The organism is Arthrobacter sp. StoSoilA2 (genome assembly GCF_019977195.1).
Taxonomy (GTDB): Bacteria; Actinomycetota; Actinomycetes; order Actinomycetales; family Micrococcaceae; genus Arthrobacter.
Window position 1 is genome coordinate 4,527,942 of sequence record NZ_AP024643.1, and the last position, 11,847, is coordinate 4,539,788.

Here is an 11,847-nt window from a genome sequence, read left to right on the forward strand (position 1 = left end):
TGGGTAGTCAGAGTCACTTTGTTGCCTACTTTTCGTTCATGGGGATGCGGACGCCGCGTTCGTTGGCGACTTCGACGGCGCGGTCGTAGCCGGCGTCGACGTGGCGGATGACGCCCATGCCGGGGTCGTTGGTCAGGAGCCGTTCGAGCTTCTCCGCGGCCAGGTCGGTGCCGTCAGCGACGGAGACCTGCCCGGCGTGCAGGGACCGGCCGATACCGACCCCGCCGCCGTGGTGGATCGAGACCCAGGTAGCACCCGAGGAGGTATTGATCAGGGCGTTCAGCAACGGCCAGTCAGCGATCGCGTCGGAGCCGTCGGCCATGGACTCGGTCTCCCGGTACGGGGACGCCACCGAGCCGGAGTCCAGGTGGTCACGGCCGATCACGATCGGGGCCTTGACCTTGCCCTCGGCGACGAGCTGGTTGAAGAGCAGGCCGGCCTTGGCCCGTTCGCCGTACCCGAGCCAGCAAATACGCGCCGGCAAGCCCTCGAACTCCACCCGTTCCTGGGCCGCGTCGATCCACTTGTGCAGGTGCTTGTTCTCCGGGAACAACTCCTTGATCGCCTCGTCCGTGACCCTAATGTCTTCCGGGTCCCCGGACAGCGCGACCCAGCGGAACGGGCCCAGGCCCTCGCAGAACAGCGGACGGATGTAGGCAGGGACGAAACCGGGGAACTCGAACGCCCGCTCGTAGCCGCCCTTGCGTGCCTCATCACGGATCGAGTTGCCGTAATCAAACACCTCAGCCCCGGCGTCCTGGAACTCCACCATCGCCTGCACGTGCCGGGCCATCGAGGCCTGGGCCTTCTTCGTGAACCCTTCCGGATCAGCCTCAGCCTCGGTGTGCCACTCCGCCACGGTGATGCCCTCCGGCAGGTACGACAACGGGTCATGGGCGGATGTCTGGTCGGTGACCACATCGAAGGTCACGTCCCCGGCCTTGTGGCGGCGGAGCAGTTCCGGGAACACCTCAGCGGCGTTGCCCACATACCCCACCGACCAGCCACGGCGCTCGGCCTTCGCGGCCTGGACCTTCGCGATCGCCGCGTCCAGATCCGTTTCGACCTCGTCCAGGTACCGCTTGCCCGCCCGGCGACGCAAACGGGTCTCGTCCACATCCACGATCAGGCACGCACCATCATTCAACGTCACCGCCAGCGGCTGCGCACCACCCATGCCACCACACCCACCAGTCAGGGTCAGGGTGCCGGCCAGGGGGCCCTCGGATGAGCCCTCGGCGGCGGGGGCCGGGTGGCGGCCCTCCGCGGCGAGCTTGTTCCCTACCGCGGCGAACGTCTCATAGGTGCCCTGCAGGATGCCCTGCGTGCCGATGTAAATCCAGGACCCGGCCGTCATCTGCCCGTACATCATCAAACCCTCGGCCTCCAGGCGGCGGAACTCCGGCCACGTCGCCCAGTCCCCCACCAGGTTCGAGTTCGCCAGCAACACCCGCGGAGCCCACTCATGCGTGCGGAACACACCCACCGGCTTGCCCGACTGGACCAGGAGCGTTTCGTCCTTCTCCATCGTTTCCAAGGTCCGGGTAATCGCATCAAACGCAGCCCAGGAACGCACCGCACGACCCGTACCCCCGTACACCACCAAATCATCCGGACGCTCAGCAACCTCCGGATCCAGGTTGTTCATCAACATGCGCAACGGCGCCTCGGTCTGCCACGACTTGGCAGTAAGCTCAGTACCCCGCGCGGCCTTAACCGGACGGGCACCAGTAGTGAAATCGGCAGTCATTCTTTACTCCTATAAATCCTGCAAACCAGCGGAAGCACGAGGGCCGGGTTTAGCCCAGGTTCTTGCTCTTGAGCCATTCCTTGGCGATCTCGCCGATGTCCTCAAACTTCGCTACGCGGCCGTTCATCTTGATGAGGTCCTCAGTGGTGAGCGCAGCAGAGACCTTGTCCAGTGTTTCCTTCACGGTATCCGTGGACTTCTTCTGGTTGATGACCGGCAGGATGTTCTCGGACAGGAAGAGGTTCTTGTTGTCCTCAAGCGCCACCAAGTTGTTCTCGGCCAGGGCGGGATCGGTGCTGAAGAGGTCGGCAACCTGGATCTGGCCGGAAAGGAGGGCGTTCAATGTCAGCGGCCCACCGGCGTCGAGCGCTGAAAATTCCTTGAACTCAAGGTTGTAGACGGACTTCAGTCCGGCAACGCCGTTGAGGCGGGTCTTCCACTCCGGCGGCCCGCCCAGGACGAGTTCCTTGGCGACCGGCTGGAGGTCCTCGATGGTCTTCAGCTTGTACTGGTCGGCGATGTCCTTCTTCACAGTGAGGACGTCCTTATCCTCCGCTTCCGAAGCCGTCAGAACCGTCAGGCCAGAGGGGATCTTGGTGGCCAATTCTTTGGTGACTTCCTCGGACGATACTGCCTTGGTGGCGGAATCGAGGTATTGGAGGAGCGCACCGCCGTACTCCGGCATGAGGTCGATGGAGCCGTCCTTGAGGGCGGGGATGGTGACCTCGCGGCTGCCAATGCTGGGCTTTTCCGTGACATTGACACCCTTGGCTTTGAGGGCCTCGGCGTAGATCTTGGCGACCAACTGGCTCTCGGGGAAGTCAGCCGAACCGACAATGATGCTGTCGCCGGAGCCCCCAGCTGCCGCGGTGTTGGATGTGCTCATAGGGTCCCCGCCGCCGCAGGCGCTCAGGGTGATGGCGGCGACGGCCGCAAGGGTGAAACCAGTCAAGTACTTCTTCATGTCAACTCTCCTGAAATGGCGCTTACAGGGCATGCAGTGGCCAGGTGGGGGGTGGGTGGAGGTGATTCTTGCGTGCTGGAAGTCCAGCGCAGTGTGTTGCTTAGACCGTGACGGGGGTCTTCACGGGTTCGGCTACTGGAACCGACTTGATGGTTCGCCGTGTCAGTCCGGGTGAGACAACGCGGCGGGTGATGAAGGCGAGGAGCTGGTCGAAGAACAGGGCCAGCAAAGCAACGAGGACAGCGCCGGCGACCATTTGGCTGTAGTCATTTTGGGCCTTCCCGTCGATCAGGAGCCGGCCCAGGCCGCCAAGCGAAATGTATGCTGCGATGGTCGCGGTCGAGATAATCTGCAGCAGTGCGCTGCGGACACCAGACAAAACCAGCGGAAGCGAACACGGCAACTGGACATCCGTAAGGATCTTCATGGTGCGGAAGCCCATGCCCCGGGCGGCGTCGACGGCGGCAGCATCCACTGCGCGCACGCCGGCATAGGTGTTGGTCAGGATCGGAGGCACCGCAAGGAGTACCAGGACGATGAGGCTTGGCAGGATGTAGCCCATCCTCGATGGGAACGCGGGCGAAATGAGCAGAACCAAAAGGATCAGCAGGCCGACGCTCGGCAGGGCGCGCAAGGCATTGGCCAGGCCGGCGATCATGAACACGCCCTTGCCGGTTACGCCAATGTAGATTCCCAGGGGAACGGCGATAACGGCAGCGATAGCCAGAGCGATCAGGGAGTAGAGGAGGTGCTCACCGATCAGGGTCGGGATGCCGTCTGCGCCGCTCCAGTGCGCGGGGTCGAACAAGTAGTTCACGATGCCACCACCTTGGGGGTCCACGGTGTCAGCCACCGGTTGAGAAGGATGATCAGCCCGTCCAGGATCATGGCCAGAATCACGCAGAGCACGATGCCGGCGATGATCGGCGTAAAGAAGCGGAGCTGGAAGCCCTGCGTAAACAGGGAGCCGAGCTGCGGGATACCCAACAGTGCGGCAACGGAGACCAGGCTGACGTTGGATACAGCGGCCACGCGAAGGCCCGCGCAGATAACGGGTACGCCCACGGGCAGCTCTACCTTCAGGAGGCTCTGGTACCCGCGGTAGCCCATCGCCTTGGCAGCCTGGACGGTGTCTTCAGGGACGGAGTCCAGGGCATCTGCCACGACCCGCACCAGCAGCGCAACCGTGTAGATGGTCAACGCCGCCACGATATTCAGCGGGTCCAGGATCTTGGTGCCAAGGACAAGTGGCAGCAGAACGAAGAGTGCCAGGGAGGGGACGGTGTACAGGAGTCCTGCGACGCCCACCAGCAGCGGATAGATCCTGCGGCTCCGGTGTGCCCACCAGCCCAGGGGCAAGGCGATCAGTAGACCAAGGACCAAGGGGATGACGGCCAGCAGGACGTGCCAGCCGAGAAGGAAAACAATGTTGTCGAACTGGCGGCCCAGCCACTCAAAGTTCATCGGGCCGTCTCCAGGTGTGGTTCAGCCTCGATGGCCTTGACGACGTCGGTGGCTGTCACGGTTCCGATCAGCTCACCATGCTCGTTGACAACGACACCGCGGCGGCTGGGCGAGGAGAGTGCAGCGTCCAGCAGTTGGCGCATCGTTCCCGAGGCAGCTGCCGGGATGCCGCTAAGGTTCAGGTTTTCACGCTTGAGCTCACCGTTGAGAAGTTCGGGCTGGGCCCACCCAAGAGGCTTCCGGCCGCCGTCGACTACCAACACCCACGCACCCGAAGCCTTGGCGCGGGCCTCTTCTCCGGAAGCGCCGAGCTGAACCACAGCTTCCTCACCGATGGCCACACTGCCGGCCTTCGTGAAACCGAGGGAGCGATAACCGCGGTCACGGCCCACGAAGTCTGCCACGAACTCATCCGCCGGCGAGGTGAGAAGCTCCGACGGCGTTGCCATCTGGGCAAGCTTGCCACCGACACGCATCACGGCAACCTGGTCGCCGAGCTTGAGGGCTTCATCGATGTCGTGGGTGACCATGATGATGGTCTTGCCGATCTCACGCTGGAGGCGGAGGAACTCCTCCTGCAACTGCCCGCGCACCACAGGATCCACGGCACTGAACGGCTCGTCCATGAGCATGAATGCCGGGTCAGATGCCAGTGCCCGGGCCACGCCCACGCGCTGCTGCTGGCCACCGGAGAGCTGCCATGGGTAACGTTTGGCGAAGCTCGCGGGCAACCCCACCCGCTCCATGAGTTCCAGGGCCTTGGTGCGGGCCTTCTGGCGGCTCTCGCCCAGAAGGACCGGCATGGTGGATACGTTGTCCACGATGGTCTTGTGCGGGAAGAGTCCTGCGTGCTGGATGACATATCCGATCCTCCGGCGGAGCAACGCTGCATCCATGCCGGAGGTGGGCTCGTCATCAAGATAGATGGTGCCGCTGGTGGGTTCGATGAGGCGGTTGATCATCCTCAGCGAGGTGGTCTTGCCACAGCCGGACGGGCCCACCAGAATGGTCAGCTTGCCGGTCGGGGCCTCCAGGTTGAGGCCATCGACGGCGACAGTACCGTCGGGGTACGCCTTGGTGACATTTTCAAATTTGATCATTTTTCTTCCATGCTTTCCTGGGGCACTTCATGGTTTCCGTCGGGTTCCACGAGGATGTTGTTCGCTACCTTCACCAGTTCCTCGCCAAATGTCCGGGCCTTCGCCTCGTCCAAGCGGTAACTGGGAACGACGATGCTGAGGGCAGCCACAGTGCGGCCGCCGATCACGATGGGCGCGGCAACAGCAGTGATGTCGTCTTCAACGCCGCTGCGCACAATGGCGTAACCGCGGCCGTTCTGCCCGCCGGTCAGGACTTTGCCAGCGGCGGACCCTTCCAGTGGGATGCTCCTTCCGACCCAACTGGTGTGCCGGACAGAGCGCGTACCTTCGACGATGGCGATGTAGATCCCGGTTTCCCCAGGACCGGGAATACTCAAATAGCAGGACTCGCCGGTTTCCGCGACGAGCCGCTTCATGTGCGGCGTGCAGAGCGACACCAGGGATTCCTGTCCCAAGGCGAGGGCTCCCAGCTGGATGACGCTGGCTCCCGGACGGAAATTGCCGCCCGGATCCCGTGTCACGAAGCCGCTGCCTTCCAGAGTGCGAAGGAGGCGGAGCGCGGTGCTGGCAGAAAGGTCAACCACCCGCGCAGCGTCACTGAGGCTGATGGAGCCGTCAGTGCAGACTGCGCTAAGGAGAGCCAACGCCCTTTCGACTGTGCGGGTGGAGGAATCTGCTGCCACTGCCTGACCTGCTTTCAAGTGGTCCAAGTCACCATGTCTTGCCACTAAGTAAAATTCAATTTTCATCAAATGGCAAGGCTTGGCTGCAGATTACTTGACATTCCGGGATTTGAGACGTCGCTTGTTCCTTTAAGGCGCGCACAGGTTTCGAGCCTGTTAATAGTTACTCGAACTCTTGCCATGTGGTGGCATCTGGTTTTTACTTGGTGGCAGTCTTCATCAATCGGAGGAACACGTGGAAACCGTCAATCAGCTCCTTGCCTCAATACAGGATGTGGGCCGCGATGCGGTGCGCGGAGGCTACTCCAGGGCCGTCTACTCGACACCCGAACTTGATCTCAGGCACTGGTTCATTGAGCAGGCAAAAAGCCGCGGCCTGGACGTTGAAACAGATCGCAACGGCATCATCTGGGCCTGGTGGGGAGACCCACAGGATGGCGCCCTCGTCACCGGCAGCCACCTCGATTCCGTCCCTGGTGGCGGCGCCTTCGATGGACCCCTCGGCGTCGCTTCCGCGCTCGCCGCCGTCGATCTCCTCAAAGCCCGCGGAGTTCAGCCGCCGCGTTCATTGGCCGTCACGGTCTTCCCGGAAGAAGAAGGGTCCCGCTTTGGAGTGGCCTGTTTGGGTTCCCGGCTCCTCACCGGCGCCATCGACGTCGACAAGGCACTGAACCTGCGCGACGCGGACGGAAACACCTTCGCCGACGTCGCGCGGGACAACGGCCTCGATCCCCGGCATGTCGGCCCTGATCCTGAGGCCTTGGCGCGGATCGGCGATTTCGTTGAATTGCACGTGGAACAAGGCAAGGGCCTGGGACAAGACGGGCCGGCCATCGCGGTGGGAAGTTCGATCCTGGGTCACGGACGCTGGAAGATCAGCGTCAGCGGCCAAGGAAACCATGCCGGCACCACCCTCATGGCAGACCGGGCCGATCCTATGGTTGCTGCCGCGCAGATCATCGTCGCCGTTCGCGATACGGCCGCCAAACAGCCCGATGCCCGGGCCACGGTCGGCCGTTTGACCCCCGTTCCCGGCGGCACCAACGTGATCGCCTCGCGCGTCGATCTATGGTTGGATGCCCGTCATCCCGACGACGCCGTGACGGCTCACCTTATCGAGGCCATCTACAGCACGGCGCAGGAAGTCGCCGCAGCCGAAGGGTGCACGGCAACCCTCACGGAAGAGTCCTACAGCGACACCGTGCACTTTGACCCGGGGCTGAGTCGACGCATCAGCGGCCTGCTGCCCGGAGCCCCGGTCCTGGCAACCGGCGCGGGGCACGACGCCGGCGTGTTGGCCGGATATGTTCCCTCGGCCATGCTTTTTGTCCGTAATCCCAGCGGAATCTCGCATTCACCGGAAGAATATGTGGCCGACGAGGACGCTTCGGCAGGCACCGTTGCCCTCGCGGATGTTCTGGAAGGACTCCTGTGAACGCGTTTTGGTGCGAAACGGCCATCATCACGTCAGACGATTCCGCCGGTTCGAAGGACCGCACCGCCGGACCCACCACGCTGACGGCTGCCGCCGGAGTACGCATCGAAACGCAAAACGGCCGGATTTCCAGCATTACCACCGGAGCTGAACCGCAGCCCGGCGACAAGAGGCTGACCGGAATTACCTTCCCGGCAGCTGCCAACGCCCACTCCCATGCCTTCCATCGGGTGCTGCGCGGACGCACCCACGACGGCCGCGGAGATTTCTGGGTGTGGCGGGAGCAGATGTACCGAAGCGCATCCGAGCTGACTCCGGAGAAATACGAGAAGCTCGCCACTGCTGTCTTTGCTGAAATGGTGGTCACGGGCTTCAGCAGCGTGGCCGAATTCCACTATGTCCACCACCAACCCGACGGCAGGCCCTACGCGGAACCCCATGCCATGGAGCTGGCCCTGGCGCGAGCGGCAATGTCCGCCGGGATCCGGCTCACTCTTCTGGACACCTTGTATCTGGCCGGAGGAATCGGTACGCCCCTCAATCCCGAACAGGCAAGGTTCGGGGATGCGGATGTGCACGCCTGGCTCGATCGCCTAAGCTCACTCCGGGCAGCTGTTGCCCAGCAATTTCCGCCGGAACTTGTCAGCGTCGGAGCTGCTCTTCACTCCGTCCGGGCCGTCCCGGAGGAAGACCTCAAAGTTGTAGCCAGGCAGCTGCCCGAAGACATCCCCCTTCACATCCACCTCAGTGAGCAACCTGCCGAGAACCAAGCCTGCCTCGAGGCCTACGGCACCACGCCAGCGGGTCTTTTGGAACGCCACGGACTCCTTTCCAACAGGCTGTCCGCCGTCCATTCAACTCACCTGACGCAGGAAGACATCGCCCTGCTCGGAAACGCAGGCGCCACGGTGGTCATGTGCCCCAGCACGGAAGCCGACCTCGCAGACGGGATAGGTCCCGCGCGGGAGCTTGCCGACGCCGGGGCAGCCATTGCGCTGGGCACGGACCAGCATGCGGTGATCGACCCATGGACTGAAATGCGCACGTTGGAACACGGCGAGCGGTTGGGCACAGGACAGCGGGGCAGGTTCTCACCTCAGGAACTCCTGCGGGCCGCAACCGAAGGGGGTGCCCGGTCCATGGCTACGCCCATTGCCGCGTCGGGCCTTGAGGTCGGCGCCGTGTGCGATCTCATGGTTATTGATCCGGCATCCACCCGCACTGCCGGGTCCCGACCTTTGCAGATGGCATTCAGCGCAACTTCCAGCGACGTCACCGAGGTCATCATCGCCGGAGAACTGGTGGCCTCGCACGGCGTCCACACACAGCTCGGCAGCCCGGGCAGTCTTCTGTCGGAGGCGCTGCAAGAGCTTTCCTAGCGTCATGATGCGCTCCTCCAAGGGGCGACGACGGCATGGTGCGTTCCGATCCCAACGCACCTGCCGCCGTCGTGCTTTGCGTTCAAGTAGTGACGCCAAAGGCAACCCTTCCGACCTTGAGAGGGCGTGTTTGGACCTTCCAGCCCACTCCCAGCTGCCAATCAGGAGAGGTGCGTTAATTTAGTGAATGCACGTCATCTGAACCGCCTTGACTGGAACTTGGCGGATATGGCGTGCCACACTGTGTAGCGCGTGTGCACCGGCGTCCCCGTCGGAACAGCCGACGACGTCCCGCACCGTGAATCCCACACCACCATTCCCAAGGGAGACCCATGTCCAATCCCAGCACCGAAGGCGTGCCACCAGTGTCCAGGAAAGTGATCGGCCTGGCCGTCGCTGGGGCGGTGGGTGGCTTCCTGTTCGGCTTCGATTCTTCCGTGGTCAACGGTGCCGTGGATGCCATGAAGGACGAATTCCTGATGAGCGAGGCCGTCACTGGCTTTGCTGTCGCCGTCGCCCTGCTGGGGTGCGCACTGGGAGCCTATCTTGCGGGCAAGGTGGCCGACCGCTACGGCCGCATCCCGGCCATGAAGATCGGTGCCCTCCTGTTCCTGGTGAGTTCCGTAGGTACAGGACTGGCTTTTGGTGTGTGGGACCTGATCTTCTGGCGCTTGGTGGGGGGCTTGGGCATCGGCCTTGCTTCGGTGATCGCCCCTGCCTACATTTCCGAGATTTCTCCCCGACACGTGCGTGGTCGCTTGGCGTCCCTTCAGCAGCTAGCCATCACTACGGGTATCTTTGCGGCACTGTTGTCCGACGCCGTCCTGGCTAATTCAGCCGGCAGCGCCGGCAGCACCTTCTGGATCGGCATGGAGGCCTGGCGCTGGATGTTCATCGCTTGTGCCGTCCCCGCTGCCGTGTACGGCTGGATCGCATTCCGCTTGCCCGAGTCGCCGCACTTCCTGGTGCTCAACGGCAAGGAAGGTGCCGCCCGCAAGATCTTCGACACCCTCATCCCGGGCGACGACACCGAACGGCACATCCGCGATATCCGCGAATCCATCCAGCAGGACCAGCTGTCCACCAAGAAGGGCTCGCTGCGGGGCAACACATTCGGCCTGCAGGCGGTGGTGTGGATCGGCATCATCCTGTCCGTGCTGCAGCAATTTGTTGGCATCAACGTGATCTTCTACTACTCAACCACGCTGTGGAAGGCGGTTGGATTCCAGGAGAAGGACTCCCTGACCATCTCCGTCGCCACGTCCGTGACGAACATTCTGGTGACGTTGGTAGCCATTGCACTGGTGGACCGCATTGGTCGCCGACCGATCCTTCTGACCGGTTCCATCGGCATGGCCGCCTCGCTCGGCGTCATGGCATTGGCGTTCTCCTCAGCTGTTGGTACGGGCTCCGAGATCAGCCTCCCGGGCGCTTGGGGGCCAGTTGCCCTGGTTGCGGCCAACGTCTTCGTGATCAGCTTCGGTGCTTCCTGGGGTCCACTCGTCTGGGTGCTGCTTGGCGAGATCTTCCCGTCCCGCATTCGGGCCCGCGCGCTCGGACTGGCGGCGGCCGCGCAATGGATCGCCAACTTTGCCATCACGCTCAGCTTCCCCATCATGGCGGCGGGTTCGCTGCCGCTGACGTACGCCTTGTACGCGGCGTTCGCTGCGGCGTCGTTCTTCTTTGTGATGTTCAAGGTTCCCGAGACCAACGGCATGTCGCTGGAGCAGGCCGAGACGCTTTTCGTCCCCAAGGGCGCGCCGGTGGCACCGCTTCCGGTTACCTCCCACGAGCAGTAGTCGGGGCAATCACACCAGGTGCGGCTCGTGCGACTTCAGGTACCCGCGGCCTCCGAAGGAAATGAGAATCGCGATCACCATGGCAACGGCACCGGCGAAGAAGGGCACCTGCGGCCCAAAGTGCTCGCCTAGCTGGGCGGCGGCAAAGGGGGCCAGCGCACCACCCATCCAACGCACAAAGTTGTAGCCGGCGGATGCGACGGGTCGCGGAGAATCGGAGACGCCCATGGCCAGTTCGGTGTAAATCGTATTGTTGATGCCCAGCAGGGCACCCGCCACGATCACAAGCACGACGACGGCAGTCACCGAGTGCCCGGCAGCAAGTCCCAGTCCGAGGAGATCGAGCATGAGCGCTGCCAAAGTGCCGGTCAGGACCTTAACAGCGCCGAAACGCTTCTGGAGCACGGGCGCGACGAACACCGAGAACACGGCAACGGCAACGCCCCAACCGAAGAACACTCCCCCGATGCCGTATGCATCCATGCCGAGGATGAACGGCGTGAAAGCGAGGATAGTGAAGAAGCCGTAGTTGTAGAACAGGGCACTTGCCGCGGTGGTGCTGAGGCCCTTGTGTCCCAGCGCGAGAAGCGGATCCCGCAGGCGTGACTTCCTGGCGGGAGCGGGCGTCTTGGGAAGCAAGGCCAGCAGCGCGATAAAAGCGGCAGCCATGAGGACCGCGGTTCCAAAGAACGGCGCCCGCCACTGCCAGCCGCCCAACAAGGCCCCGAGAAGCGGACCCAGCGAGATACCCAGGCCGAGCGCCGCTTCGTAGAGAATGATGGCCGTTCCGGTCCCACCACTGGCCACACCGACAATCACTGCCAGGGCGGTGGCGACAAAGAGGGCGTTACCCAAGCCCCAACCAGCACGGAAACCCACCAATTGCTCAACACTGCCGGACAAGCCGGACAACGATGCGAACACCACGATCACTGCCAGCCCGATCAGGAGCGTCTTCTTGCCGCCGATGCGCGAGGACACGAAGCCGCTGATCAGCATGGCGATCGCCGTCACCAGGAAGTAGCTCGTGAAGAGCAGGGAAACTTCGCTGGTGGAGGCCTCGAGGTTCTTGGCGATTGCCGGAAGAATCGGGTCCACGAGCCCGATGCCCATGAACGCGAACACGGCAGCCAGCGCAGTGGCCCACACGGCCTTCGGCTGCCTCAGGAATGAAGCCTTTTCAGCCGCAAGGGTGGTTTCAGTAGTTGTCTCGGCGCTTTCTGAAGCGTCAGCCAATTGGCGTGACATTCAAGGGCTCCTTGTCGATGCGTTT

General features: G+C 63.1%; 10 protein-coding genes. 3 read left to right on the forward strand and 7 right to left on the reverse strand.

Annotated features, from left to right (window positions below; translation table 11 throughout):
• Positions 1-25: 25 nt before the first annotated feature.
• From LDN82_RS20660 to LDN82_RS20685, 6 genes are all read right to left on the reverse strand, one after another.
• Positions 26-1,750: a urocanate hydratase gene (locus LDN82_RS20660; RefSeq protein WP_224165669.1), complete on the reverse strand. Its 1,725-nt coding sequence runs from the start codon at positions 1,748-1,750 to the stop codon at positions 26-28.
• A 49-nt stretch (positions 1,751-1,799) separates the two neighbouring features.
• Entirely contained in the window at positions 1,800-2,714 is a 915-nt protein-coding gene (locus tag LDN82_RS20665; protein ID WP_224165670.1) for an ABC transporter substrate-binding protein, read from the reverse strand.
• Positions 2,715-2,814: 100 nt separating this feature from the next.
• A complete protein-coding gene (locus LDN82_RS20670; RefSeq protein WP_224165671.1) occupies positions 2,815-3,531 on the reverse strand; it encodes an ABC transporter permease subunit in 717 nt (238 codons plus the stop codon).
• Complete coding sequence (locus LDN82_RS20675) at positions 3,528-4,178, reverse strand: ABC transporter permease (protein WP_224093363.1); 651 nt, start codon at positions 4,176-4,178, stop codon at positions 3,528-3,530. The genes LDN82_RS20670 and LDN82_RS20675 overlap by 4 nt, the downstream gene beginning before the upstream one ends.
• Positions 4,175-5,278 (reverse strand): ATP-binding cassette domain-containing protein, encoded by a 1,104-nt coding sequence (locus tag LDN82_RS20680; RefSeq protein WP_224093361.1) that lies wholly within the window; start codon positions 5,276-5,278, stop codon positions 4,175-4,177. Before LDN82_RS20680 ends, LDN82_RS20675 begins: the two co-directional genes overlap by 4 nt.
• On the reverse strand, positions 5,275-5,961 hold the full coding sequence (locus LDN82_RS20685) for an IclR family transcriptional regulator (RefSeq protein ID WP_224093359.1): 687 nt from the start codon (positions 5,959-5,961) through the stop codon (positions 5,275-5,277). The genes LDN82_RS20680 and LDN82_RS20685 overlap by 4 nt, the downstream gene beginning before the upstream one ends.
• A gap of 235 nt (positions 5,962-6,196) precedes the next feature.
• Between LDN82_RS20685 and LDN82_RS20690 the strand changes: the two genes are divergently transcribed.
• The 3 genes from LDN82_RS20690 to LDN82_RS20700 all read left to right on the forward strand — a co-directional run bounded on the left by LDN82_RS20690 (position 6,197) and on the right by LDN82_RS20700 (position 10,574).
• Positions 6,197-7,396: an allantoate amidohydrolase gene (locus LDN82_RS20690; protein WP_224165672.1), complete on the forward strand. Its 1,200-nt coding sequence runs from the start codon at positions 6,197-6,199 to the stop codon at positions 7,394-7,396.
• Positions 7,393-8,775, forward strand: coding sequence for a formimidoylglutamate deiminase (locus LDN82_RS20695; protein ID WP_224165673.1), 1,383 nt, complete (start codon positions 7,393-7,395; stop codon positions 8,773-8,775). The genes LDN82_RS20690 and LDN82_RS20695 overlap by 4 nt, the downstream gene beginning before the upstream one ends.
• 332 nt (positions 8,776-9,107) lie before the next feature.
• Complete coding sequence (locus LDN82_RS20700) at positions 9,108-10,574, forward strand: sugar porter family MFS transporter (RefSeq protein ID WP_224165674.1); 1,467 nt, start codon at positions 9,108-9,110, stop codon at positions 10,572-10,574.
• 9 nt (positions 10,575-10,583) lie between these two features.
• Here the strand turns inward: LDN82_RS20700 and LDN82_RS20705 are convergent, their stop codons facing one another.
• Positions 10,584-11,822, reverse strand: a complete 1,239-nt coding sequence (locus LDN82_RS20705; protein ID WP_224165675.1) for an MFS transporter — start codon at positions 11,820-11,822, stop codon at positions 10,584-10,586.
• Positions 11,823-11,847 lie beyond the last annotated feature (25 nt).

What these genes read in the sequence shown, in the direction of transcription:
- LDN82_RS20660 (WP_224165669.1), bottom strand. Translation starts at nt 1,750, where the DNA reads ATGACTGCCGATTTCACTACTGGTGCCCGTCCGGTTAAGGCCGCGCGG.
- LDN82_RS20700 (WP_224165674.1), top strand. Translation starts at nt 9,108, where the DNA reads ATGTCCAATCCCAGCACCGAAGGCGTGCCACCAGTGTCCAGGAAAGTG.
- LDN82_RS20680 (WP_224093361.1), bottom strand. Translation starts at nt 5,278, where the DNA reads ATGATCAAATTTGAAAATGTCACCAAGGCGTACCCCGACGGTACTGTC.
- LDN82_RS20675 (WP_224093363.1), bottom strand. Translation starts at nt 4,178, where the DNA reads ATGAACTTTGAGTGGCTGGGCCGCCAGTTCGACAACATTGTTTTCCTT.
- LDN82_RS20705 (WP_224165675.1), bottom strand. Translation starts at nt 11,822, where the DNA reads ATGTCACGCCAATTGGCTGACGCTTCAGAAAGCGCCGAGACAACTACT.
- LDN82_RS20665 (WP_224165670.1), bottom strand. Translation starts at nt 2,714, where the DNA reads ATGAAGAAGTACTTGACTGGTTTCACCCTTGCGGCCGTCGCCGCCATC.